This is a genomic window from Paenibacillus sp. 1001270B_150601_E10 (assembly GCF_015558675.1).
In the GTDB taxonomy this organism is placed as follows: Bacteria; Bacillota; Bacilli; order Paenibacillales; family Paenibacillaceae; genus Paenibacillus_B.
Genome location: NZ_JADMOL010000001.1, coordinates 353,082 through 376,525, shown reverse-complemented (window position 1 = coordinate 376,525; position 23,444 = coordinate 353,082). Strand labels below are relative to the sequence as shown.

Annotated in this window: 24 protein-coding genes; 23 read left to right on the top strand and 1 reads right to left on the bottom strand. The window is 46.7% G+C overall.

The features are described 5' to 3' along the window. The first annotated feature begins 38 nt into the window (after positions 1 to 38). The 21 genes from spoIIIAG to I2H74_RS01800 all read left to right on the top strand — a co-directional run bounded on the left by spoIIIAG (position 39) and on the right by I2H74_RS01800 (position 20,206). Positions 39 to 695 (top strand): stage III sporulation protein AG, encoded by a 657-nt coding sequence (gene spoIIIAG / locus I2H74_RS01900; RefSeq protein WP_420707404.1) that lies wholly within the window; start codon positions 39 to 41, stop codon positions 693 to 695. 30 nt (positions 696 to 725) lie between these two features. Further along, positions 726 to 1,445 carry a SpoIIIAH-like family protein gene (locus I2H74_RS01895; RefSeq protein ID WP_195571160.1) on the top strand — a complete coding sequence of 240 codons (720 nt, stop codon included), beginning with the start codon at positions 726 to 728 and terminating at the stop codon, positions 1,443 to 1,445. Positions 1,446 to 1,690: 245 nt separating this feature from the next. Beyond that, a complete protein-coding gene (accB, locus tag I2H74_RS01890; protein ID WP_195571158.1) occupies positions 1,691 to 2,191 on the top strand; it encodes an acetyl-CoA carboxylase biotin carboxyl carrier protein in 501 nt (166 codons plus the stop codon). Between the two features lie 42 nt (positions 2,192 to 2,233). Further along, positions 2,234 to 3,577, top strand: coding sequence for an acetyl-CoA carboxylase biotin carboxylase subunit (gene accC, locus I2H74_RS01885; RefSeq protein ID WP_195572097.1), 1,344 nt, complete (start codon positions 2,234 to 2,236; stop codon positions 3,575 to 3,577). Between the two features lie 114 nt (positions 3,578 to 3,691). Then, positions 3,692 to 4,099, top strand: a complete 408-nt coding sequence (locus tag I2H74_RS01880) for an Asp23/Gls24 family envelope stress response protein (RefSeq protein WP_195571156.1) — start codon at positions 3,692 to 3,694, stop codon at positions 4,097 to 4,099. Between the two features lie 66 nt (positions 4,100 to 4,165). After that, the gene (gene amaP / locus I2H74_RS01875) at positions 4,166 to 4,699 is read left to right on the top strand and encodes an alkaline shock response membrane anchor protein AmaP (RefSeq protein ID WP_195571154.1); all 534 of its coding nucleotides are present in this window, start codon (positions 4,166 to 4,168) and stop codon (positions 4,697 to 4,699) included. 14 nt (positions 4,700 to 4,713) lie between these two features. Continuing rightward, entirely contained in the window at positions 4,714 to 4,944 is a 231-nt protein-coding gene (locus I2H74_RS01870; RefSeq protein ID WP_195571152.1) for a DUF2273 domain-containing protein, read from the top strand. Between the two features lie 137 nt (positions 4,945 to 5,081). After that, positions 5,082 to 5,576 (top strand): transcription antitermination factor NusB, encoded by a 495-nt coding sequence (gene nusB / locus I2H74_RS01865; protein WP_195571150.1) that lies wholly within the window; start codon positions 5,082 to 5,084, stop codon positions 5,574 to 5,576. A 138-nt stretch (positions 5,577 to 5,714) separates the two neighbouring features. Next, entirely contained in the window at positions 5,715 to 6,575 is an 861-nt protein-coding gene (folD, locus tag I2H74_RS01860) for a bifunctional methylenetetrahydrofolate dehydrogenase/methenyltetrahydrofolate cyclohydrolase FolD (protein ID WP_195571148.1), read from the top strand. Positions 6,576 to 6,589: 14 nt separating this feature from the next. Further along, positions 6,590 to 7,960 carry an exodeoxyribonuclease VII large subunit gene (gene xseA, locus I2H74_RS01855; RefSeq protein ID WP_195571146.1) on the top strand — a complete coding sequence of 457 codons (1,371 nt, stop codon included), beginning with the start codon at positions 6,590 to 6,592 and terminating at the stop codon, positions 7,958 to 7,960. Continuing rightward, positions 7,950 to 8,210 carry an exodeoxyribonuclease VII small subunit gene (xseB, locus tag I2H74_RS01850; protein ID WP_195571144.1) on the top strand — a complete coding sequence of 87 codons (261 nt, stop codon included), beginning with the start codon at positions 7,950 to 7,952 and terminating at the stop codon, positions 8,208 to 8,210. Before xseA ends, xseB begins: the two co-directional genes overlap by 11 nt. Then, positions 8,203 to 9,105: a polyprenyl synthetase family protein gene (locus tag I2H74_RS01845; protein ID WP_195571142.1), complete on the top strand. Its 903-nt coding sequence runs from the start codon at positions 8,203 to 8,205 to the stop codon at positions 9,103 to 9,105. The genes xseB and I2H74_RS01845 overlap by 8 nt, the downstream gene beginning before the upstream one ends. Before the next feature lie 146 nt (positions 9,106 to 9,251). Next, positions 9,252 to 11,150: a 1-deoxy-D-xylulose-5-phosphate synthase gene (gene dxs, locus I2H74_RS01840; protein WP_195572096.1), complete on the top strand. Its 1,899-nt coding sequence runs from the start codon at positions 9,252 to 9,254 to the stop codon at positions 11,148 to 11,150. A 19-nt stretch (positions 11,151 to 11,169) separates the two neighbouring features. Then, positions 11,170 to 12,018, top strand: coding sequence for a TlyA family RNA methyltransferase (locus I2H74_RS01835; protein WP_195571140.1), 849 nt, complete (start codon positions 11,170 to 11,172; stop codon positions 12,016 to 12,018). A gap of 108 nt (positions 12,019 to 12,126) precedes the next feature. Continuing rightward, the gene (locus I2H74_RS01830) at positions 12,127 to 12,594 is read left to right on the top strand and encodes a DNA-binding protein (protein ID WP_195571138.1); all 468 of its coding nucleotides are present in this window, start codon (positions 12,127 to 12,129) and stop codon (positions 12,592 to 12,594) included. Positions 12,595 to 12,676: 82 nt separating this feature from the next. Beyond that, positions 12,677 to 13,126: a transcriptional regulator AhrC/ArgR gene (gene ahrC, locus I2H74_RS01825; RefSeq protein WP_195571137.1), complete on the top strand. Its 450-nt coding sequence runs from the start codon at positions 12,677 to 12,679 to the stop codon at positions 13,124 to 13,126. A 24-nt stretch (positions 13,127 to 13,150) separates the two neighbouring features. Next, a complete protein-coding gene (gene recN / locus I2H74_RS01820; RefSeq protein ID WP_195571135.1) occupies positions 13,151 to 14,872 on the top strand; it encodes a DNA repair protein RecN in 1,722 nt (573 codons plus the stop codon). Between the two features lie 122 nt (positions 14,873 to 14,994). After that, the gene (gene spoIVB / locus I2H74_RS01815; RefSeq protein WP_195571133.1) at positions 14,995 to 16,383 is read left to right on the top strand and encodes a SpoIVB peptidase; all 1,389 of its coding nucleotides are present in this window, start codon (positions 14,995 to 14,997) and stop codon (positions 16,381 to 16,383) included. Between the two features lie 187 nt (positions 16,384 to 16,570). Next, positions 16,571 to 17,392, top strand: coding sequence for a sporulation transcription factor Spo0A (gene spo0A, locus I2H74_RS01810; RefSeq protein ID WP_195571131.1), 822 nt, complete (start codon positions 16,571 to 16,573; stop codon positions 17,390 to 17,392). Positions 17,393 to 18,302: 910 nt separating this feature from the next. Further along, the gene (locus I2H74_RS01805; protein WP_195571129.1) at positions 18,303 to 19,523 is read left to right on the top strand and encodes a VanZ family protein; all 1,221 of its coding nucleotides are present in this window, start codon (positions 18,303 to 18,305) and stop codon (positions 19,521 to 19,523) included. Positions 19,524 to 19,642: 119 nt separating this feature from the next. Then, entirely contained in the window at positions 19,643 to 20,206 is a 564-nt protein-coding gene (locus tag I2H74_RS01800) for a hypothetical protein (protein ID WP_229106286.1), read from the top strand. Between the two features lie 105 nt (positions 20,207 to 20,311). Here the strand turns inward: I2H74_RS01800 and I2H74_RS01795 are convergent, their stop codons facing one another. Further along, positions 20,312 to 20,626: a DUF2627 domain-containing protein gene (locus I2H74_RS01795; RefSeq protein ID WP_195571126.1), complete on the bottom strand. Its 315-nt coding sequence runs from the start codon at positions 20,624 to 20,626 to the stop codon at positions 20,312 to 20,314. A 234-nt stretch (positions 20,627 to 20,860) separates the two neighbouring features. Here I2H74_RS01795 and lpdA point away from each other — a divergent pair, with 234 nt between their 5' ends. Beyond that, complete coding sequence (gene lpdA, locus I2H74_RS01790) at positions 20,861 to 22,282, top strand: dihydrolipoyl dehydrogenase (protein WP_195571124.1); 1,422 nt, start codon at positions 20,861 to 20,863, stop codon at positions 22,280 to 22,282. Between the two features lie 135 nt (positions 22,283 to 22,417). Beyond that, a complete protein-coding gene (locus I2H74_RS01785) occupies positions 22,418 to 23,440 on the top strand; it encodes a thiamine pyrophosphate-dependent dehydrogenase E1 component subunit alpha (RefSeq protein ID WP_195571122.1) in 1,023 nt (340 codons plus the stop codon). The last annotated feature ends 4 nt before the right edge of the window (positions 23,441 to 23,444 follow it).

The following is a 23,444-nucleotide window of genomic DNA, read 5'->3' as shown; positions in this document are numbered from 1 at the left end:
TTGCCCGTCCATCACATTCTAAAAGGCGGTTGATGAAGGTGGCGAAATGGCTGCAAAAAGTGGAGTCCATCATCGGCGGCGGGGAGGGCGGATCCAAAAGAGTGCAATCATTTCGCTGGCTATTGCTGCTTGGACTCGTTGGCGTAGGACTTGTGCTCTTCAGCTCATTGAACCCGCTGCAAGGGGCAGGCAATTTGCTCAAGGGCAACGAAGGACGCGAGCCCCCAACAGCAAACACATCATTGCCGACTGATCTCGAAGGTAATCGAAATCAGCCCATGGGGACCTTTGAATTGATCGAAAGCTCCTTCGAAACGAGAATTAGATCCATTTTGGAGGATATTGTAGGGGTCGGTCAGGTAGAAGTGATGGTGACCATTGAATCGACGGAGGAACTGATCATTCAACGAAACATGAAGGATCAGCAGCAGGTCACGGAAGAAACGGATGCGAACGGAGGAAAGCGCCACATTACCCAATATTCACGTGACGGAGAAATTGTCATGGTGGAGACTCCGGACAACAACGAACCGATCGTTACGAAGCGTATTAAGCCAAAAGTTAGAGGTGTTATCGTTGTGGCAAAGGGTGCAGAGAATCAAACGGTCAAACAATTTATTACCGATGCGGTGGAAAAAGGTTTGAATGTACCGGCTTACCGTATCTCGGTCGTACCGCGCAAGGTCGCGGAATAATGCGTACAAGCATAAGGAGGGTATTCACGAATGAATACGAAGAGACAAACGATCTGGTTAGTATCGATGCTTAGTTTAATGGTTGTGCTGTCCGCTTATTACTTGTTTACAGAAGATACGACAGGAAACAAGACGGCCGGAACGAAGCCGCAAACGGAAACGACAATGAAAAACCAAGCGACTGAGGTAGGGCAACCCGCATCTGATGTAGAGATAACGGAGGTGTCGGGCACAAGTGAAGAAGCCGTACCACAGGATCAAGTCGCACAAAACAATGAAAAGAGTGGAGACACCACCGCACCAACGGACAAGGCAGCAGGTGAAGGAGATAAGACCGTAACCATGTCCCCAGAGGATCAAGCAGTTCTAGAAGAGGCGGAAGCTCAAGGCGTGATGAAGCGCAGCATGATTGAAGGACTCCAAATGGAGCGCAGCGAGGAATACCAAAAAGAGATGGAGCGCTTGCTTGGCATCATCAATGATTCCAGCAATATCAATGGCAAAGAGCTCTCACAAGCCTATGACGAGATGTCAAACTTAGATGACCGCGAGCAAAAAATTACGAGCCTCGAAAGCGAGCTTCAAGCCCAATATGACAGTGCGGTAATTACGCAGGAAAATGATAAATATAAAGTTGTGGTCCAAAGTCCTAAGCTTGAAGTGAAAGAAGCTGTCGGAATTATGGATAAAGTGATGAAAGAGCTCAATGTAACGCAGGATAAGGTAAGCGTTCAATATGTAACGGAATAAGAGTTATAGAGCCCAGTCCAAACTGGGCTCTTTCCATTTGTACCGATTATGATATAATACATACGTCTATATTGAGTTTGTACATGATGGTTCATCCATGAAGAAGATGTACAACCCGCATCCGACGTGATGCATCCTGATCCACAAGAGAGCTGAACCAGGTGGGGATTCATGCTAATGTATTTTGAGCCGTAAGGCTCAAGCAGCGCTACTTGTGATACATACGGTCAAGAGGAGTGAATAATTTGTTCAAGATAAGTGAGATTAAAGAGCTCATCAAGCTATTAGATCAAACCTCGGTTCATGAACTAGAGGTGGAGAATGAAGGTTTCCGCCTTTCTATTCGCAAGCCAGGTAAAGCAGAGGTGGTTCAAGTGCAAGCCCCTCAGGCAGCGCCTGTCTATTCGGTTCCTCAAGCCGTTCCTGCGGTCCAAACTTCATCTGTGCAAGCACATGCTGAGGCAGCCTCTGTACCAGCGCCAGTGAAGGAAGAAAGCGATGCTGGCTTGCATAAGATCGTATCTCCTATGGTAGGTACATTCTACTCTGCGCCATCTCCTGATTCACCTGCATATGTACAAGTTGGAGACAAGATTAATGAAAAATCGATCGTCTGCATTCTTGAAGCAATGAAGCTGATGAACGAGCTGGAAGCAGAAGTCAAAGGCGAGATCGTGAAGGTTCTCGTTGAAAATGGACAACTGGTTGAGTATGGACAACCCCTATTCTTGGTTAAGCCTGAGTGAGGCCGTAGAGTTGACGCTTTAAGAAGCCAAGGAGGGTGAATGATGAAGTTCCAAAAGATTTTGATTGCCAATCGCGGTGAGATTGCGGTACGTATCATTCGTGCCTGCAAAGAGCTGGGCATTGCTACGGTAGCCGTATATTCGGAAGCAGATCGCGATGCGCTGCATGTCCGTCTTGCGGATGAAGCCTACTGCATTGGACCAACAGCGTCTAAGGACAGTTACTTGAATTTCACAAATATTATGAGTGTCGCTACCTTAACAGAGTGTGATGCGATCCATCCAGGTTATGGATTCCTAGCAGAAAATGCGGATTTTGCTGAGATCTGCAGCTCTTGCGGGATCACATTCATCGGTCCGTCTGCAGACGCGATTGAGCGTATGGGAGACAAGTCCGTAGCGAAACAAACGATGAAGGATGCAGGCGTGCCTGTTATTCCAGGCTCTGAAGGTCTTGTCGAAGACTTGGAAGATGCGCTCATGATTGCGCGCGATATTGGCTATCCTGTTATCATAAAGGCTACAGCAGGCGGAGGCGGCAAAGGGATTCGAATCGCTGAAGACGAAGCTTCCCTTGTCAAGCAAATGTCGCAAGCTCAGCAAGAAGCAGAGAAGGCATTCGGCAATGCCGGTGTTTACCTTGAAAAATTCTTGACGGGCATGAAGCACGTGGAGATCCAGATCGTTGCCGATAAGCATGGCAATGTGGTTCACTTGGGCGAGCGCGACTGCTCCGTTCAACGCAGACGCCAGAAGCTAGTGGAAGAGGCACCTTGTCCAGTCATTAACGAGGACACTCGCCAAGCAATGGGTGAAGCAGCTGTTCGAGCTGCCCTTGCTGTAAATTACAGCGGTGCAGGAACACTCGAATTCTTGCTTTCGCCAACTGGAGAGTTCTACTTCATGGAGATGAATACTCGTATCCAGGTCGAGCATCCTGTTACAGAAATGATCACTGGAATTGACATTATCAAAGAAATGATTATGGTTGCTCAAGGTACGCCACTGTCAGTATCGCAAGCCGATATCAAGATCGATGGCTGGGCGATTGAGTGCCGGGTTAACGCAGAGGACCCATCGCGTAACTTTATGCCATCAGCAGGCCAGATTTCATTCTATCTGCCTCCTGGCGGTTATGGCGTGCGTGTTGATTCCGCAGCTTATCCAGGCTATACGATCTCACCGCACTACGATTCCATGATCGCGAAGCTGATCGTATGGGCGCCTACTCGTGAGGAGGCCATTGAGCGAATGAAGCGGGCTCTATCAGAGTTTGCCATTGAAGGGATCCACACCACGATTCCATTCCATATGCGCTTACTGCAGCATCCAACCTTTATTCGAGGCGACTTTGACATTAAATTCCTAGAAGAGAATGAGGTTTAATCCCTAGAATTCACCTCTCGTTTGTCATAAGCAACAGGCAAATGATATAGTATGGAGTAATAGGTGGACAGGATTAGTTAATAAGATGAATACAGTTAAGGAGATGGAAATAGGATGAGTGAAATTATGATCCCTGATTTCGAGCGTACTGATCTTGGCAATATTCAAATCGCACCTGAGGTTATCGAAGTCATTGCAGGCCTTGCAACAATTGAGGTCGAAGGCGTAGCTGGTATGAGCGGTGGCTTTGCTGGCGGTATTGCTGAGCTTCTTGGACGCAAGAACCTCTCTAAAGGTGTAAAAGTAGAAGTAGGTCAACGCGAAGCGGCGGTTGACGTATCCATTATCGTATTGTATGGCAACCCAATTCCTGAGATCGCATCCAACATTCAAAGCAACGTTAAGCGTTCTATTGAAATGATGACAGGTCTTCATGTGATTGAGGTTAACGTTCATGTTCACGGTGTTCACTTCAAGGCGCAAGAGAAGCTAGAAGAGCCGGATTCTTCTCGCGTTAAATAATGCTGGATGAGAGAACCCCCTCCATATGGCAGGGGGTTACTGCAATTCAACAAGGAGGCGCGGCTATTGAGCAAAATATTCGATAGACTGTTGTTATTTATATACAGCTTAGCGGTTGGCATATTATCCGCTGCTGTTATTATATTGGCTAGCGGGCTGGTGCCTGGGAGATTCATAGCTCCTGCTTGGCTTCCGACCGCAATCATTGTAACAGCATCTGTTCTATTTATCCTAAGCTTACGCTTCTTCTATGTGTCACTTCGTCGCGAGCGCACTTCGCATCATTCCATTGATCAGCGCACAGAGATTGGCGATATTCGCATTTCGATGGAAACGGTTGAGAACATTGCCTTGAAGGCAGCGGGTCGCGTACGTGGCATGAAGGACTTGAAGGCTCGCATACGTGTGAATGAATCCGGACTTGATATTACGATTCGTGCCGTCGTGGATGGCGAGACTTCCATTCCGGCTATGACCGAGGAAGTTCAACGCAATGTAAGAGATTATGTTCATGAGATTACAGGCATCCCGGTGTCGAATGTAGCCGTATATGTTGCGAATGTCATTCAGACACAGACCTTCAAGTCACGCGTTGAATAGGTGGTGAACGTTCCATGTGGAAGCAGTTATGGGAGAGCCATGGAGGGCGTATCATCGGCATTATCGCGGGATGCGCGCTAGGCATTTTATATTTAATCGTAGGCTTTTGGAATATGCTGTTCGTTGCGCTTCTCGTCTTTATCGGGTATACCATTGGGAAGCACAAAGATCTGAACTTAGGGCCAGTATTTCCATTGCAGCAGGTAAGAATATGGTTATCTGAGCGTTGGAGATGGCTTAAGTAATCCTATGCAGGCTCCGAACGACTGCGTCATCCTCGGACATCCGATGGAGTGCTCGGGGTATGCATAGGATTTTTCTGTTCTCAGGGCTACAATAACAAATGAAACGACATGTAAAGAATTATCGCAGGAGGTCAACAATGAAAAGACGTATCGCTAGAGAAATGGCCATTCAAAGCTTGTATCAAATGGAAATGAACGGCGTTAATCCTGAACAGGCAGTAGGTATGGTCATGGATGAAGCGAAACAAGAGGAAAGTGAGATCAGCAGCGTGCATGAGCGTGAAGCGACGGCGATGTTTGATCATGTAGTATCATGGGTTCGTAAGACATGGGAACAACGAGTGGAGATCGACGAACGCTTGAGTCAATATTTAAAAAACTGGCAGGTAGACCGACTGTCTCGAGTCGATCGTCAGATCCTGCGGTTCGCAGCCTATGAGCTCCTGTATCGTGAAGATGTTCCGCCTAAGGTAGCCGTAAATGAGGCGGTGATTTTGGCGAAGCATTTTGGTACAGAAGAGTCGGGTAAATTTGTAAATGGTGTTCTTGGGCAAATGCTTCGTGAGCTTGATGCTGCTGGGACAAGCCAAGAGGCAACAACGTCCGCTCTCAAAGAGGATAGCGATCAATAAGATTCGAAATGAATACATGGGCTTAGCGTTCGTTTATACCTCATCCTCACATTCTTCGAGGAATCTATGGCAGCATGAAGCGCATCACGTAGGCGATAAGGATGAGCTTATAACATATACATGGGGGGAGATCTGAATATGTCAGGTTCATTGTTAAGCGGTAAAGAGGTTTCTCAAACGATTCGTGAAGAGATTAAGCAGGAGGTTGAACGCTTAAAGGAGCAGAACATTCAACCAGGGCTTGCTGTTGTACTTGTTGGTGAAGACCCGGCTTCTCAGGTATACGTGCGCAACAAGCATAAGGCTTGCCTGGAGCTTGGATATTATTCTGAGGTCCATCGACTGCCTGTTGATACGACTCAGGATCAACTGCTTGATCTCATTCACACGTTGAATGAACAAGCGACGATTCATGGTATTCTCGTGCAATTGCCTCTTCCAGGGCACATAGAAGAAAAAGCGATTATCGATGCAATTGCGGTCCATAAGGATGTAGATGGCTTCCATCCCGTGAATGTAGGGAATATGGTTATCGGAGATGACTCCCTGCTTCCATGTACACCGGCAGGGGTTATTGAGATCTTGAAACGCTATAACATTGAGATTGCAGGTAAGCATGCTGTCGTTATTGGCCGGAGCAATATTGTAGGTAAGCCAGTATCCTTATTGCTGCAGCGTGAGAATGCCACTGTTACGATGTGCCATTCTCGGACAAGCAATATGAAGGAGCTTACGAAGCAGGCAGACATCATTGTAGCTGCAATCGGCAAGGCAAACTTTATTGATGCATCCTTCGTGAAGCCAGGGGCAGTTGTAGTGGATGTAGGTATCAATCGTCTTGATAATGGGAAGTTGGCTGGAGATGTTGATTTCGAATCCGTACAGCCTATTAGCAGCGCCATTACACCGGTACCAGGTGGTGTTGGCCCTATGACGATCACGATGCTTATGCATAACACGCTTCGAGCAGCGAAACGAATTCATCAGATTGAAGCGTAATAGGGGAGGATCTAATGGCACGTACGGGTGAGGACCGGATCATTTCAGTTAAAGACTTGAATCGTTATATCCGGATGAAGATGGACGGGGACAATCTACTGCAGGATGTATGGCTGCGAGGCGAGATTTCGAACTTCACCCATCATTCCAGCGGACATATGTATTTTACCTTAAAGGATACGGACAGCCGAATACGAGCCATTATGTTTGCTTCGAGCAATCAGAAGCTTGCCTTTCGTCCCAAGGAAGGCATGCGTGTGATTGCTCGGGGCCATGTTACGGTATTTGAACGTGACGGACAGTATCAATTCTATGCACAGCAGATGCAGCCTGACGGGATCGGAAGCCTGTTTCTTGCTTATGAGCAGCTAAAGCGGAAGCTCGACGAAGAAGGCTTGTTCATGCAGGAACGAAAACGAATGATTCCAGCCTTTCCAAAGGCGATTGGGGTCATTACTTCGCCTACAGGAGCTGCGGTTCGAGATATTTTAACAACCTTGCAGCGCCGCCAGCCCTCAGTCCCTGTGCTGCTTGTACCTGTTCTTGTGCAGGGAAAGCAGGCTCCCAAAAGCATTGCAAGTGCAATCGAGCTGCTGAATCAGCATGGACAGGTCGATGTCATTATTACTGGCCGTGGCGGTGGTTCATTAGAGGAGCTATGGGCCTTTAACGAGGAATTGGTAGCAAGAGCGATCGTTGGCTCCAGCATTCCGGTCATTTCTGCAGTTGGTCATGAAACGGATTTTACGATTGCTGATTTTGTTGCGGATCTGCGAGCTCCGACACCGACTGCCGCTGCAGAGTTGGCAGTACCGCATCAGGATGATATTAGGCAGCATCTCGAGCATCTTGGACGACGAATGGGCCGTGCAATGGACAGGTTGATTGCAGTTCAGCAGGAGCGACTGCTGCGTGTTCAGCAGGCGAGTGTGCTGCGAAAGCCCAAGCAAAGCATTCAACTTCACCAAGATCGTCTCGGACGATTGAGGGAAAGATTGCGATTAAGGAGTCAAACCATAGTAGAGAGAGCGTCACGAGATCATCATCAGCTCCTCTCACGCCTAAAGGAGCAATCTCCTCATCATCAAACAAAGCTTGCGCGGAACAAGCTTGACAATAATACGAAAGAGCTTCGCTCGATTATGGCTGGTCATCTTAAGAAAAACAGCATGGAGCTTTATAGTATGATGAAGCAATTAGATGCACTAAGCCCTTTGAAAGTGATGTCTAGAGGATACAGCCTTGTATACGATGAATCGGATACGAAGCTTATCCGCAGCTTATCGCAAGTTGAGCTGGGAGATATCGTCCACGTACAAGTAGAGGACGGACAACTGGATTGCCAAGTATGGTCGATGAAAGGGAGAGACGAGGATGAGTCATGAGCCAACCGAGATTCAACAATTATCATTTGAGGCGGCTATGGAGCGCTTGGAACGCATTGTAGAACAGCTTGAGAACGGGGACGTTCCTCTTGAGCAAGCGATTGAATTGTTCCAAGAAGGCATGCTGCTTTCAAAAGCATGCAATACAAAGCTCAGCCAAGTTGAACGGAAGATCGAAATGCTTACCGAGCAGGAAGGCGAGTGGGTTCAGGAGCCTTTTCATGTGGAAGCAGGTGATCAGGATGCATGATAGGTCCCTAGAGACATATCTCGAGGAGCTAAAGTCAGAGATTGAGGCAGCTTTGCCTCAGTCTTTTCCTGAATCATGGTACATTCCAGCACCGCTAAAAGAAGCGATGCTCTATTCGCTAATGGCTGGTGGAAAGCGTCTACGTCCGATCTTTGTGCTCGCTGCTTGTGAGAGCTGCATGGGTACTCGTGAGGCGGCAATGAGTGTCGCTTGCGCGGTGGAGATGATCCATACATACTCCTTAATACACGACGATCTCCCTGCTATGGACAATGACGATTATCGCCGGGGCAGGCCGACGAATCATAAAGTATACGGGGAAGCAACGGCCATTCTGGCGGGCGATGCTTTGCTAACGCATGCTTTTTACAGTGTGACGCAGGCAGGCCTCTTATCAAGTGCATCTGCGGAAGTTATCCTCAAGATCACGGCCGAGTTAGCCATGTTCGCAGGAATGCGCGGAATGGTAGGCGGTCAAATGGCAGATATGCAAGGTGAACAAGGTCTTACCTCGATCGAGCAGCTTGAGTATATCCATCTCCATAAGACGAGTGATTTGATTATATTCGCTCTACGCGCAGGCGGAATGATTGGAGGGGCTTCTGAGAAGCAGCTTGAGGCGCTCACGGCGTTTGGGCGCAATTTAGGCTTAGCTTTCCAGATCCAAGATGATATTCTTGATATCGTAGGAGACGAAACGGTTATCGGCAAGCCGAAGGGAAGCGACGAGAAGAGCGGCAAGGTTACCTATCCTTACTTTATCGGCCTTCAAGCCTCTAAGCAGGAGGTTGAACGTCTTACGCGCGAAGCCAAAGATGCAATTCTGGAAGCGGACCTCCCGCAGCCTAAGCGCCTGCTTGAGCTTGCTGATTATTTAATGAATCGCGATCGCTAAGCGTAGAGCGTGATTTTTTGCAAACTATGTTATAATATTGCCTATGTAGAATGGAATGATCAAACCAGTCATGATAACGAATGACCCCGTGGTTTGATCCTTATCGTTTAGGTTATAGACCGAATGAGGAAAGCGAGGGAATTCCCGTGCTGCTCGAACAGATAAATCAACCATGTGATTTGAAGCGGCTTAAGGTAGAGCAACTGCCAACGCTTGCTCAAGAAATTCGACAATTCTTGATCGAACAATTATCTTCAACAGGTGGCCATTTAGCGCCAAACTTAGGTGTTGTCGAGCTTACCATTGCCCTTCACTATATGTATAACAGCCCCGCTGATAAGTTTTTATTCGATGTCGGGCATCAAGCTTATGTTCATAAGATATTAACCGGTCGTAAGGACCGATTCCATACGTTACGCCAATATCAAGGACTATGCGGATTCATCAAGCGCTCGGAGAGCGAGCATGATGTCTGGGAAGCTGGACACAGCAGCACCTCCTTGTCTGCGGCGATGGGAATGGCGCTTGCGAGAGATTTAAAAGGTGATGACAACAAGGTCGTTGCGATTATTGGAGACGGTGCTTTGACAGGTGGTATGGCGCTGGAGGCGCTAAATCACATCGGCCATGAGAAGAGCAAGCTAATGGTGGTTCTTAATGATAATGAGATGTCGATTGCTCCTAATGTCGGTGCGATGCACAATTATTTATCGAAGATCCGCTCTGACCGTACCTATGTAAAGGCCAAGGAAGAGCTCGAGCAGCTATTGAAGAAGATTCCGGCAATTGGCGGCAAGCTTGCGAAGACGGCTGAACGTGTGAAGGATGGTTTCAAATACTTAGTCGTACAAGGCATGCTTTTCGAGGAGTTCGGATTCACGTATCTAGGACCTGTTGACGGCCACGATATTCCGAAGCTGCTTGAGACTTTCGAGCAAGCAGACCGCGTTGAGGGACCTGTACTCGTACATGTCATTACGACAAAGGGCAAAGGCTATTCTCCTGCAGAAGCGGATTCTCACAAGTGGCATGGCATTACGCCTTACAAAATTGAATCGGGACAGGTGTTAAAGGCAGTAGGCAATCCGATGTATACGGAAGTATTCGGCAATGTCTTGATGGAGCTTGCGAGTCAGGATGAGCGCATTGTTGCCGTAACGCCTGCGATGCCGGGCGGGTCTGGACTTCTTAAGTTTGCTGAGAAGTTCCCAGGCCGAATGATTGACGTCGGCATTGCAGAACAGCATGCCGCTACAATGTGTGCAGCGCTTGCAATGGAAGGGATGAAGCCGATCTTTGCGGTATACTCCACCTTCTTGCAGCGAGCATATGATCAAGTAGTTCATGATATTTGCCGACAGGATGCAAATGTGATTTTTGCGATTGATCGTGCGGGGTTTGTAGGACCTGATGGAGAAACGCATCAGGGGGTTTATGACATCGCGTTCATGCGCCATATTCCAAATATGGTTATGATGATGCCAAAGGATGAGAATGAACTCCGCCGCATGATGAAGACAGCTGTAGATTATAATGCGGGACCAATTGCTGTGCGCTATCCTCGGATTAACGGGGTCGGTGTACAAATCGATGAGGATCTGGCACCGATTCCGATCGGAAAATGGGATATAGTTCGCAAGGGCGATACTGCTGCGATACTGGCAATCGGTCCGATGATCCAAGTCGCTGAAGAAGCTAGCGAGATTCTGAAGCGTGAAGGACTTCATATTCGAGTTATTAATGCTAGATATATTAAGCCTCTTGATGAAGACATGCTGATGCAGCTTGCCAAGGAGCACCTTCCTATGATCGTTCTTGAGGAAGCGTCTCTTGCTGGTGGACTGGGCAGTGCCGTGTTAGAATTTTATGCGACCCATCATATCTTTAACCAAATGGTATATCCAATCGGTGTTCCTGATTACTTTGTTGAGCATGGTAGCATCAAGGAACAGCGTACTGAAGCTGGATTGACGGCTGAGCATCTTGTTGAAGAGATGCGCACTTTACTGTATTCTCGTGGAGATAACCGGTTAAGTCGAGCCTAATATAGACAGGAGTTTAAGCATGGCAACTTCGAAAGAACGCATTGATGTCCTACTCGTGGAGCAAGCTTTCTTTGAAAGCAGAGAGAAGGCGAAAGCTTCGATCATGGCAGGACTTGTCCTTGCAGATGGAGAAAGAATAGAAAAGCCTGGAATGAAGGTTCCACGAACCGCTAACATCCAAGTCAAAGGAGCCCTTCACCCTTATGTAGGTAGAGGCGGCTTGAAGCTTGAAAAGGCAATTCGGACATTTAATCTGGATATGGATGGAATCATCATGATGGATATTGGCTCCTCCACAGGAGGCTTTACCGATTGTGCCTTGCAGAGCGGAGCGCAGCTTGTATATGCAATCGATGTTGGCTACAACCAGCTCGACTGGTCGCTCCGGAATGATGAACGTGTCAAAGTAATGGAACGCACGAACTTCCGTTATGTGGAGCGCGAGCATTTGGATGGGCCTACGCCTAATATGGCAACCATTGATGTATCCTTTATTTCATTAAAATTAATCCTTCCTCCGTTGAAAGCGATCATTGACAAGCCGGGAACGGTAATCGCTTTGATAAAGCCGCAATTTGAAGCGGGAAGAGACAAGGTTGGTAAGACAGGAGTCGTAAAAGACCCTAGCACACACATATCTGTGCTGCGAGATATCCTAGACTTTGCCGCAGATATGGGCTTTGAGCTTGAAGGTTTAACCTTCTCTCCGATTACGGGTGGAGAGGGAAATATTGAGTTTCTAGCCTATTGGCGAGTATTGCCTGAGGACGCCTCACAACCAGAGCAGCAAGCAGCCTACGTATCCAGAGATAGGATTGATGAGATTGTTACAGAAGCGAATCGGACGTTTCGTTCTGTGTCTTCATAAGTACGACAGTTAAGCAGCTACGAAGAAACTCACTCCTTTGGGTGGGTTTCTTTTGGCGTAAAGCGATAGTTCCTACCATTCCTAACAAGGGCAGGTGTTGGGTAATCCATGTTTAACGAGGTAATTGTACTGGTCATAATCATCGTCGCTGTGGTCATGTGGGCGATTGTTCTTGGCTACAGGTCCCTCTACCGAGAGGAGCCGCTGGAGCAGCTGTATTTGTCTGAACATTTTGTTCACGATGATGAAGTAGAGAGCTTGCTTGAGAAGCATGGCTATGAGATTGTAGGCGGAAAGTTTTATGTTCCGTTTACTTTTCTCATCGATGAGACAGAGGAAGTGCCGAGTAGACTTTGGGTAGACCTTGTTGCCCAACAGGAGGAACGCTGGTATGTCGTGCGTATCGCTCGCGAGCGTATGCAGCTTGATTGGAATGCAGCAGGAATAAGGAAGCAGTGGCTCCCGTACTTTCATGCTTTTCCAGATGCGGATGGAGTGATTGTTGTTAACGTTGCGGAACGCAGCGTACGTTTGATTCGTATGGAAGTAGGAGAACCTACTACTTCAAGCGAATAAGCATCAGTGTGATAGCAGTTGCAGTCTAAGATCGTGTAGAATAGGCATAACAACTTACGAAAAATGAACTTGGAGGGTCCATATGAAGGGACAAAGGCATATTAAGATAAAAGAAATTATTATGAACAATGACATAGAAACGCAAGATGAGCTAGTCGATGCTCTTCGCAAAGCGGGCTACCATGTCACGCAAGCGACGGTATCACGCGATATGAAGGAGCTTCATCTGATTAAGGTTCCGATGAACAACGGCAGATATAAGTATTCCCTGCCGATTGACCAGCGATTTAACCCTGCGCAGAAGCTTAAGCGTGCGCTGCTTGATGGATTTGTCAGCATTGACAGTGCAGAGAATCAGGTCGTGATCAAATGCTTGCCAGGAACCGCTAATGCGATAGCTGTCAACATGGATTCATTAGAATGGAATGATATTCTGGGAACCGTTTGCGGAGACGATACCATCTTGATGATTTGTCGCTCAAAAGAGAAAACAAAGCAAGTCATCGATCAAGTGATGAGTTACATGTCCTAATCGATTGGGAGGGGAGGCGCTCGAATGCTAGCAGCACTTACGATAAGACAACTAGCAGTAATTGAGTCTGTACATTTACAGTTTCATCAAGGCTTTCATGTTCTTACAGGGGAAACTGGGGCCGGCAAATCCATTATTATTGATGCCCTTAGTCTAGTAGCAGGAGCAAGAGGCTCCTCGGACTTTGTTCGTTATGGCTGTGATAAGGCAGAGGTTGAGGCTTCCTTTGATCTCGATCAGGATCACCCCGTATGGGATACGATTGAGCGGCTCGGACTTACAGCAACTCGGGATGAGATGCTGATCATTCGCAGAGAACTTACGGCTCAAGGTAAGAGCGCATGCCGCCTGAATGGTCAGATGGTCAATCTTACGATGCTTCGAGAGGTTGGGGAGATGCTGATTAACATTCATGGTCAGCATGAGCACCAATCTCTGCTTCGCGTCGATAAACACTTGAACTGGCTTGATGCCTATGGTGGTGACGTTTTGTTGCAAGTAAAGCGTGATTACCGCACTGAGTATAACCGCTACATGGATATTCGCCGTGAAGTGGAGCAGTTAAAGCAAACGAGTCAACAGACTTATCAAATGCTTGATCTATATCGTTTCCAAATCGATGAGTTATCATCCGCACAGCTAAAGCCTGACGAAGATGAATGGTTAACGGAAGAGAAGCGCAAACTATCCAATGCTGAGAAATTAATGGAGCATGTTAATGGGGCATATGCGAAGTTGTATGGAAATGGCGCAATGGAGGCAGTTACGATTGCGGTTGATCGAATGGAACAGATCGTGAACGTCGATCCAGAGAAATTCCAGCCCATTGTAGAACAGCTGAATAATGCTTTTTATCAGCTTGAGGATGCTGCTTATCAATTGCGTGATTATCGGGAGCAAATTGAGTTCAATCCAGAACGGCTCGCTGAAATCGAGGATCGACTGGATATGATCACTTCATTAAAGCGCAAGTATGGTTCGACAATTGAGGATATGCTTGCTCATTTGGAACATATACAGACAGAAGTTGAGAAGCTTGAGAATAAGGATGATCTTATTCATAAGCTGGAGCAGCAGGAAGCAGAACAGCTTGTTCGGCTGACTAAGCATGCAACTGCGCTGTCCAATCTTAGAAGAAGCTTAGCAGATGAATTGACCGCGAAAATAGAACAGGTGCTTAAAGATCTTCAAATGGAGCGCACAAGACTCGGCATCCGCATTGATCGACTGCAAGAGGCGAATGGAGTTGAGATTGACGGCATCGAAACCAGATTCACCAAGCAGGGCTTTGATGATGTTGAGTTTTTAATATCGCCAAACCCAGGTGAGCCTCTTCGTCCACTGCACAAGATTGCTTCGGGTGGAGAACTGTCTCGAATCATGCTCGCTTTGAAGACCATCTTTGCCGAGGTTGACCGGATCCCGGTAATCATCTTCGATGAGGTGGATACGGGTGTAAGCGGCCGCGCTGCTCAGGCCATTGCCGAGAAGCTGTCTGAAGTGGCTGTAAATGGACAAGTATTTGCGATTACTCACTTGCCGCAGGTTGCTTGTATGGCAGACCATCAGTATTACATCGAGAAGCATGTCCATGATGAACGCACGTCAACTCAGGTATCAGAGCTTAATGAAGCAGGTCGCGTGCAGGAGCTTGCACGCATGCTTGGCGGGGTAGAGGTGACGGAAAAAACCATCCATCATGCTCAGGAAATGCTTAAGCTGGCTGAACGTCAGAAAGGTGCGTAAATCAAGGGATTGAGGAATCATTTTCACTTATAAAACATGGGGGTCAAGGTTACCTTAAAGTTACGATTTGAGGGCGGTGCCCCTTCGGTCGTAGAGCCTCACAGCAAAGGAGTGAATCACCTTTGAACCCCAACTTGAAACGACTGTTAGGACTTGTGCTTGTCATGATGATTATCATTGGCTGCACAACGACGCCATTCCGCACTTATGCTGCTTTACCAAGCAAGTTGCGATTATTTGAAGGAGAGCAGAAGCAATTGCGTCTGGGGATGCCTGTCATGGCAAGTGCCAAGGTAGACAATCCAGACATTCTGCAAGTGAACGGTGCGAAGACCGCCTCGCTTGATGTAATGCCTAACAGCCTCATTTCCCTCACTTCCAAGAGAGTGGGACAGGCTGAGCTTAAGCTGAAGCTATTTCATCGTATTCCGCTTAAGACGCTTAAGGTCAATGTTGTGCCCGATCTCAAAGTCATTCCTGGTGGGCAGACCATTGGTGTAAAGGTGAAGTCTGACGGTATTCTTGTCGTTGGACATCATCTGGTGAAAAGTGGAGAGAACGAGAAGATCTCTCCAGGTGAAACGGCTGGCATTCAGCTTGGTGATCTTATTATCCGTATGAATGGACAGAAGATTCAAGATGTATCCAAAGTCGCTGATATTGTAAAGACAGCAGGGGAATCCAATCAACTGCTCGATCTAACGGTTAAGCGCGGCAAGCAAGAAATCAATACGAAGCTGAAGCCTGCCTATGATGTTGAAGATAAGCTTTGGAGGCTCGGCTTATATATTCGTGACTCCGCAGCAGGTGTAGGGACCCTTACCTTTTATGCGCCTGATCAAGGAGTATATGGAGCGCTAGGCCATGTTATCACTGATATGGATACCCAGACCCCTATCGTTGTCGGCAAGGGCGAAATTGTGCAATCGAATGTAACATCGATCTCCAAGAGCCAAAATGGCGAGCCAGGTGAAAAGCGTGCGAACTTCGTCAAGGAGAGCCGTGTGCTTGGCAATGTGGAGCGAAATACTCCTTTTGGCATTTTCGGCAAGATGACGGCTAATCCTGACCACAGCTTGTTTATAAAACCAATCTCCATTGGATTTAATGAAGAAGTTAAAACAGGACCTGCAGAGATTCTGACAGTCGTAAACGGTCAGCAGGTGGAACGGTTCAAGATCGAGATCGTTCATGTTACGAAGCAATCGGCTCCCGCGACTAAGGGGATGGTCATCCGCGTTACAGACCCAAGACTTTTAGAGAAGACAGGCGGCATTGTTCAGGGTATGTCCGGAAGTCCAATTATTCAAGACAATAAATTAATCGGTGCGGTTACACATGTATTCGTAAATAATCCAAGTTCTGGTTACGGCTGCTTTATTGAGTGGATGCTCCAGGATGCGGGGATTGTATTGTCGGATACAGAGTGGCAGCAACAAGGGAAGGTTCACAGCTTACGCGTGAACCTTTCGTATTTGTCGAAAAGAAACGAAATGGTAAGAATGATGTAGATTTTTAAACAAATTAATTATTATAATCTTTTTATTCAAAAAAATAAAGAAAAAAATCCTATAAAATGAATTCGACAGAAGGATTTTTATTCGTGGTGTCGAATAACATGATCTGAGAACGAAAATGAGCAATTCAGCATGTATCTTTCATGACGTATTGCGAAACTTGTTTAAGGGAGGATCCTAAGTGCAAAAGATTGAGGTATTATTAGCGGACGACAACCGAGAATTTACAAACCTGTTATCGGATTTCTTGACCGAACAAGAAGATATGGCCGTGGCTGGCATTGCTTATAACGGTGAAGAAGTGCTGCAGTTCCTGGAGCAAGCTGATTCGATTCCTGATGTATTGATTTTAGACATTATCATGCCGCATCTCGATGGACTCGGCGTATTGGAGCGCCTTCGTCAGATGGATTTGTCCCCTCAACCTAAGATCATTATGCTGACAGCATTCGGTCAGGAAAGCATTACTCAGCGTGCTGTGCAGCTTGGTGCGTCTTACTACATATTGAAACCTTTCGATATGGAAGTATTGGCTAATCGCATCCGTCAACTTGCTGGATCTGGTATTGTTCAAACGACAAGCAGCGGTTCTAACAGCTTCATGTCGAGCAGCGTGATCAAGTCTAATGTCGTACCTATGGCAAAAACGAAAAATTTGGATGCTAATATTACTTCGATCATTCACGAAATTGGCGTTCCTGCGCATATCAAAGGTTATCAGTATTTGCGTGAGGCCATTACGATGGTGTACAACAATATCGAAATCCTTGGATCCATTACGAAGACCTTGTATCCTGCGATCGCAGAAAAGTATAAGACGACGCCTTCTCGCGTAGAGCGTGCGATTCGACACGCAATTGAAGTCGCATGGACGCGCGGCAACATCGACAGCATTAGCCGACTTTTTGGCTACACCATCAATATCAGCAAGTCGAAACCAACCAACTCTGAGTTCATTGCGATGGTTGCTGACAAGCTGAGAATTGAGCATAAAGTATCCTAATAATCATTAACCTGCTTTGCTTGGAATGAAGCGGGTCCATACAGCTCTTCTTCGCTTGCCTCAAGAGTGAGCACGGGATAACAGGTCTCAGTCATTGAAGTCTACTGCTCAAACATTCGTGTCCTTCTGGAAATGTAATGCGCACGGCTTCCATGATTGAATCAGTCCGTGAGACAGACCTTCTATCGTTGAATATTCTTAATTTTCAACTTGAAGGATAAAGCCTCTTTCGATCATTTTACTCATCGTAGGAATGACGATTAATCTTCACCACTTATCCCGTATAACCAGTCCGGTGAAGGAAGCCTGACATGGAAAAGGACCTTGCGCCGAGGAGATGTTAAATGTACTTGCTTCATGATTTATGTTGTGATCATGTGAGCTGTCAGCCATCATATAGAATTGATACTACCCTCGGCGTCATTGGAGCCGAGGGTTATTTTATTTGTGATTATCGCATGTAACGAATCACTCGACAGCGGTTTGAAGGGGTTCATGGATGATCATGAGTCTTATGAACAAGAAAAGAATTCGATAAGGGTTTCTTATGTGAAGGAAAAATGAAGCCGGATTTCGAATTCCGCTTGAGGACGGCACCTTTTTTCTTTTGATCGGAGATACATATGATTTGCCATTTATGAATCAAGAACCCGAATTATAAGAACAAAAAAGGACTTTCCTCGGGGAAAGTCCTTTTCGTATATAATTTCACCGTGCAAAAGTAAGAAAAAAATTGACATTTTTCCGACTTCGCTTGCTTTATGCTTGTTAACGTCAAATATTGAGTTACAATGATGAAGCCCAAAAGGTGAAACAAAAGACAGTTTCGTCACGATTTTGCTTGTTTGGCATGAGAGGGCGTGGACAAGCTAAAAACATCTTGATGCTGCATGAAAGTAGGTTTTTTACAATGAATGAGTATTTATTTCCAATCAAAACTGCACTAATTACGTTTCCAATTGCAGCTTTTTTTCTAACCTTGCCGTTTCTCATTATCCAGTACAGGAAATATGGCTATGTGAACAAATATCGCGCATTTATTCTTTATTCAATGCTGCTGTACGGCATCTCGGCTTATTATCTCGTCATTCTGCCGCTGCCGACATCCATTCATAATGGTGCGGCGCGCGAAGCGATCACGCAATATATGCAGTTAAAGCCGTTCACCTTTGTTCGGGACACATTAAGAGAAACCCAGGTCTCCTTCAGCAGTCCGACATCCTTTATTCATCTTTTCAAAGAGCGGGCCTTCCTGCAGGCTCTCTTTAACGTTTTTCTCACGGTTCCAGTCGGGGTTTACCTACGATATTATTTTAGACGCGGATTAGGGACCACCATTGCATTGTCTTTTTTGGTGTCCTTGTTCTTTGAGATTACTCAATTAACAGGGTTGTACGGGATCTATCAATGTCCATACCGCTTATTTGATGTGGACGATCTGTTGCTTAACACGTTGGGCGGAACGATCGGATATTGGATAACCCCGATCCTGGTTGCGTTTCTCCCTAAGACCGACCAGCTTGATGCCAATGTAGAATTAGACAAAATGACAGTAGGCTATATCCGTCGAGGGATCGCCTTTGTTTTTGACAATATAATCGTCAATATGTTTATCCCCATACTGTCATCAGTTGTCGGTGTAAGCACACTAGTGCTGAACCAATCCACAGAACTTGGTTCATTGGAAGAAAAATTTATTCGGACGATTTGCTTTGTGGTTGTGATTCTCATCTACTTTATGGTCATTCCGACCGTATCGGGAGGGCGCACACTAGGTAAGTGGATTACTCGCATTCATGTCGTCGCTGATCGCAGAGAAGGCGAAGAGCAGGAGATTACATTTATCGACCTCTTTAAGCGATATGGATTACTCTATTATGGTGTGTACGGAATGTTTGTGCTGATTGGGTGGATCTCGAATAATGGTGAGCTTCCACCCTATGCTATTGTTGCCTTGTTTCTCGTACAAGCTGCATATGTTGGAATCTTGGGCCTATACTTTATCATCCAGTTGTTCAGAGGAAACAAAATCTTGTTCTATGAGCGGGTAAGTGGAACACGCAACATCATATCCATAGAGGACATCAAGAAGGATGGCATGGGGGACAAACCGAAAGCTATGGGTGAATAAGGCGGTAATTTGGAAGTTTCCTCACCAATTTCAAGACTTGTGACTATACTGTAAAAGACAATAATTCATGGTAATGAATACGGCATGAGATGACCCGTTTATAAAAAGGGGGACTGTGAATGAGGTCGAGGGATTCGCATGTTCCGAGCCAACCTCACGTGGACCCAAAAGCATTTCATCTTGAGGATTTGTGGCAGGTTCCAACTTTGTCAGGTCTCGAGCCGCAAGCAGCAGATCGAGGGAAAGAAAAGGAGGCAGCATCTGACACCAGATCAGCAAATCAACCTCCACCACCACCGAGGCATTGCATGCCTCCGCGAAGACGTCCGCTGACGGTACAGAAAACGGCCCTGATCGCGGCCCTGCTGTATGAGTGGCTTATTATTGAATCAGTAATTGTTAGCCGCAGTAAGAGTGTACAGGTCATTCTCGGCGGTGACTTTACGAAGCTTGGATTGACGCCGGAGATGCTGTTCAATCAAGAAATTGATCAAGGTCTAGGTCTTTTTGAAGCGCTTGAGGACGCTGCCATCGTTCCAGATATAACGGCAGCTGAAGAGACAGCGGCTGTTGAAGAGGCTGAGCGTAAATCCGGTAGGGATCCGAAGCGGAAGCACAACCGCTCTAATCGTCGCAAACCGTTAAAAACAACGAAGAAATTACATCATTATCCCGGAAGATAAAACAAGAAGCACACTCAACATGAGGTGCTTCTTGTTGTTTTTTATTAATCCTGAAAATAAATATTTACTGATTCCATTACCTATTGGCTATAATATGGAATTTGGTTAAGATTGGTCATTCACTCGACGTATAGGGCGCTCGGGGCGCGGCCTCTTTTTCCGAAACCGAGGGGCAACGTAGTTCCGCTTGCGATCTCTAAAAAAGACCCAACCGCCGATGAAACCTGCACCAATAGCAAATAACAGCAATCCACCTATAAACGTAAGCCATTCAAAGGCCGGATTGATGACATGATCATTGCCATGGTCTGCGATATAGAAAAAAATCGCATCTTTCATCATCAGAAAGCCGGCAGTAGCCATAAAACCTGGAATGACAAGCAGCAGAACGGCAATAAATCGTGACAAGGTTGTTTTCATAAAAGAATCCCTCTATTTGGATAAAATAATTCCAATTATTAGTTTAACCTGAAAGGCAGTATATGTCGAATATTTCCTGATGCGCTGCCAAAATCTTTATTCTTTATGGATAGGTTTGGCGCGAGTCCAAAAAGAATGTACAATACAATAGTAGCTGTGCATACATGTAATAAAAGAGCTTAATAGAAACGGTATTACAATCATAAATGAAGTTGGAATAGGAGTGACTGATAGATGACAAAGCAAGTCGATGTGGCTATTTTAGGAGGAGGAACGGGCGGTTATATCGCTGCAATTGCAGCAGCTCAGTTTGGTTACAGCGTTGTCGTCATCGAGCGTGATCGCTTAGGAGGCACTTGTCTGCACCGAGGCTGCATCCCAAGCAAATCTCTCCTGCGCAGTGCAGAGATCGTCGCTCAAGCGAAGACGAGCGAATCATTCGGTATACATATTGAAGGAGTCAAAGTTGACTTTAAAGCAGTTCAAGCAAGAAAGCAAGCTGTGGTCGATCAGCTTCATCGAGGTGTTCAATACTTGATGAAGAAGCATAACATAGAGGTTATTCATGGTAATGGGCGTGTAATGGGCCCGTCCATCTTTTCACCAAAGAGCGGGTCTGTTGCTGTAGAGCTGGCGGATGACGAAGTGATTACGGTCGTTCCCAAGCATCTTATTATCGCTACGGGGTCTCGTCCTCGCCTCTTGCCGGGGCTCGAGCCAGATGGGGACCGTATTGCAACGAGCGATGAAGCGTTGGAATGGACAAGCCTGCCAGAGAGCGTTGCGATTATTGGCGGCGGTGTCATTGGTATAGAATGGGCTTCTCTTCTTCATGATTTTGGCGTTGAAGTTGATTTGATTGAAGCGGGTCCTCGGATTCTGCCACTAGAGGATGCTGACATCTCTAAGGAAATGACGCGATTGCTTACGAAAAAAGGCATCCGGATTCACACAAGCGCTGCTGTTGAATCCGAGGCCGTCTTAAAGGATGAAAAAGGCGTTCATCTCATTATCGGCAAAGAGGGAGAACCTGTGACGCTTACGGCTGATCGGGTGCTCGTTTCGATTGGGCGTATTGGCAATGTGGAGCAGCTTGGTTTAGAGAATACAAACGTTCGTATCGATCGCGGTACGATTCAAGTGAATGAATCTTTGCAGACGCATGAACCTCACATTTATGCAATTGGCGACTGCATAGGCGGCCTTCAGCTTGCTCACGCAGCTTCTGCAGAGGGAATTGCTGCAGTTAAGCACATGCGTGGAGAGAGCGGTGTTCATGTCTCTGATAAAATGATTCCAAAGTGCATCTATTCAAAGCCAGAGGCGGCCTCTATCGGTTACACGGAAGAAGAGGCTCGCAAGGAAGGCTATGATGTTACGGTAAGCAAGATTCCATTTAGTGCGATTGGCAAAGCGTTAGTCGAAGGGGACACGGACGGATTTGTGAAAGTGGTTATCGATCAGCATACCGAGGATGTGTTAGGCGTGCATATTATCGGACCGCATGCAACGGAGTTAATCGGGGAAGCTTCTCTTGCTAAGCTGCTGAATGCCTCTCCATGGGAGCTTGGACAAGTTATTCATGCTCATCCTACCCTTTCCGAGATCATGAGCGAGGTTATGCTTGCGGTAGATGGGAAATCACTGGTGATGTAAACCCCTTCCTTAGATAGGTCGTTTTCTTTTTGGCCGGCTAAGAGTATAATACATTTAGGTTCAAGTATTAGTACCAGGTATCAAATGTATCATGACTACAAAGCGAATAGGCTTTTTATAAAAGGAGGCTACTCCATGACACCTAAATCTTCTGCTACAGAAGTATCCCGGCATGTACAGCTTGGGTTGTCAGATGAGCAAGCACTAGAGATGTATCGAATGATGCTGATGGCGCGCAAGTATGATGAACGTGGGATGCTGCTTCAGCGCTCAGGCAAGATCTCGTTCCACGTATCTGGAATCGGGCAGGAAACTGCACAGGTAGCGGCGGCATTCGCATTGGACCGTGAACGAGACTATTATTTGCCATATTATCGTGATTACGGATTTGTATTATCAGTGGGGCTGACGTTCAAAGATCTTCTGCTCGCAAACTTTGCTAAAGCCGAGGACGTCTCCAGCGGTGGCCGTCAAATGCCAGGACACTTTGGCTCGAAGCGCCATCGGATTGTTACAGCTTCAAGCCCGGTAACCACACAGGTTCCTCATGCGGTTGGTATTGCCCTTGCCGCAAAGATGCGGAAGCAAGACATCGTATCCTATGTAACCTTTGGCGAAGGCTCCAGCAATCAGGGCGATTTCCATGAAGGCTGCAACTTTGCCGGAGTTCATAAGCTGCCTGTGATTATTATGTGCGAGAACAACCAATATGCGATCTCCGTGCCGTTTGCGAAGCAGTCGGCGGGACGCATCGCGGATCGCGCGCTTGGCTACGGCTTCCCAGGCTATCGCGTCGATGGGACCGATCCATTAGAGGTATACCGCGTTGTTAAAGAAGCGAGAGAAAGAGCCGTTGCTGGCGAGGGTCCGACTCTTATCGAGGCCATGATGTATCGTTTGTCTCCGCACTCTACTTCCGACAATGATATGGTATACCGCACGAAGGAAGAGGTTGAAGAGCACCGTCAGAAGGACGGATTGCCAAAATATAAGCAGTACCTTATCGAGTGTGGCATATGGTCCGAGGAACAGGATGAGGCATTGATTAAGGAGCTCCAAGCGGAATTGAACGAGGCTACGCGCTATGCAGAGCAAGCGCCTTTCCCGCATCCAAGCGAGACCTATACGCATGTCTATGCCGAGACGGGGGAGGTATAATTTC

Excerpts from the sequence above, each read along its gene's own strand:
- I2H74_RS01895 (WP_195571160.1), top strand. The coding sequence starts at position 726 with ATGAATACGAAGAGACAAACGATCTGGTTAGTATCGATGCTTAGTTTA.
- accC (WP_195572097.1), top strand. The coding sequence starts at position 2,234 with ATGAAGTTCCAAAAGATTTTGATTGCCAATCGCGGTGAGATTGCGGTA.
- I2H74_RS01880 (WP_195571156.1), top strand. The coding sequence starts at position 3,692 with ATGAGTGAAATTATGATCCCTGATTTCGAGCGTACTGATCTTGGCAAT.
- I2H74_RS01870 (WP_195571152.1), top strand. The coding sequence starts at position 4,714 with ATGTGGAAGCAGTTATGGGAGAGCCATGGAGGGCGTATCATCGGCATT.
- nusB (WP_195571150.1), top strand. The coding sequence starts at position 5,082 with ATGAAAAGACGTATCGCTAGAGAAATGGCCATTCAAAGCTTGTATCAA.
- folD (WP_195571148.1), top strand. The coding sequence starts at position 5,715 with ATGTCAGGTTCATTGTTAAGCGGTAAAGAGGTTTCTCAAACGATTCGT.
- xseA (WP_195571146.1), top strand. The coding sequence starts at position 6,590 with ATGGCACGTACGGGTGAGGACCGGATCATTTCAGTTAAAGACTTGAAT.
- xseB (WP_195571144.1), top strand. The coding sequence starts at position 7,950 with ATGAGTCATGAGCCAACCGAGATTCAACAATTATCATTTGAGGCGGCT.
- I2H74_RS01845 (WP_195571142.1), top strand. The coding sequence starts at position 8,203 with ATGCATGATAGGTCCCTAGAGACATATCTCGAGGAGCTAAAGTCAGAG.
- I2H74_RS01835 (WP_195571140.1), top strand. The coding sequence starts at position 11,170 with ATGGCAACTTCGAAAGAACGCATTGATGTCCTACTCGTGGAGCAAGCT.
- I2H74_RS01830 (WP_195571138.1), top strand. The coding sequence starts at position 12,127 with ATGTTTAACGAGGTAATTGTACTGGTCATAATCATCGTCGCTGTGGTC.
- ahrC (WP_195571137.1), top strand. The coding sequence starts at position 12,677 with ATGAAGGGACAAAGGCATATTAAGATAAAAGAAATTATTATGAACAAT.
- recN (WP_195571135.1), top strand. The coding sequence starts at position 13,151 with ATGCTAGCAGCACTTACGATAAGACAACTAGCAGTAATTGAGTCTGTA.
- I2H74_RS01805 (WP_195571129.1), top strand. The coding sequence starts at position 18,303 with ATGAATGAGTATTTATTTCCAATCAAAACTGCACTAATTACGTTTCCA.
- I2H74_RS01800 (WP_229106286.1), top strand. The coding sequence starts at position 19,643 with ATGAGGTCGAGGGATTCGCATGTTCCGAGCCAACCTCACGTGGACCCA.
- I2H74_RS01795 (WP_195571126.1), bottom strand. The coding sequence starts at position 20,626 with ATGAAAACAACCTTGTCACGATTTATTGCCGTTCTGCTGCTTGTCATT.
- lpdA (WP_195571124.1), top strand. The coding sequence starts at position 20,861 with ATGACAAAGCAAGTCGATGTGGCTATTTTAGGAGGAGGAACGGGCGGT.
- I2H74_RS01785 (WP_195571122.1), top strand. The coding sequence starts at position 22,418 with ATGACACCTAAATCTTCTGCTACAGAAGTATCCCGGCATGTACAGCTT.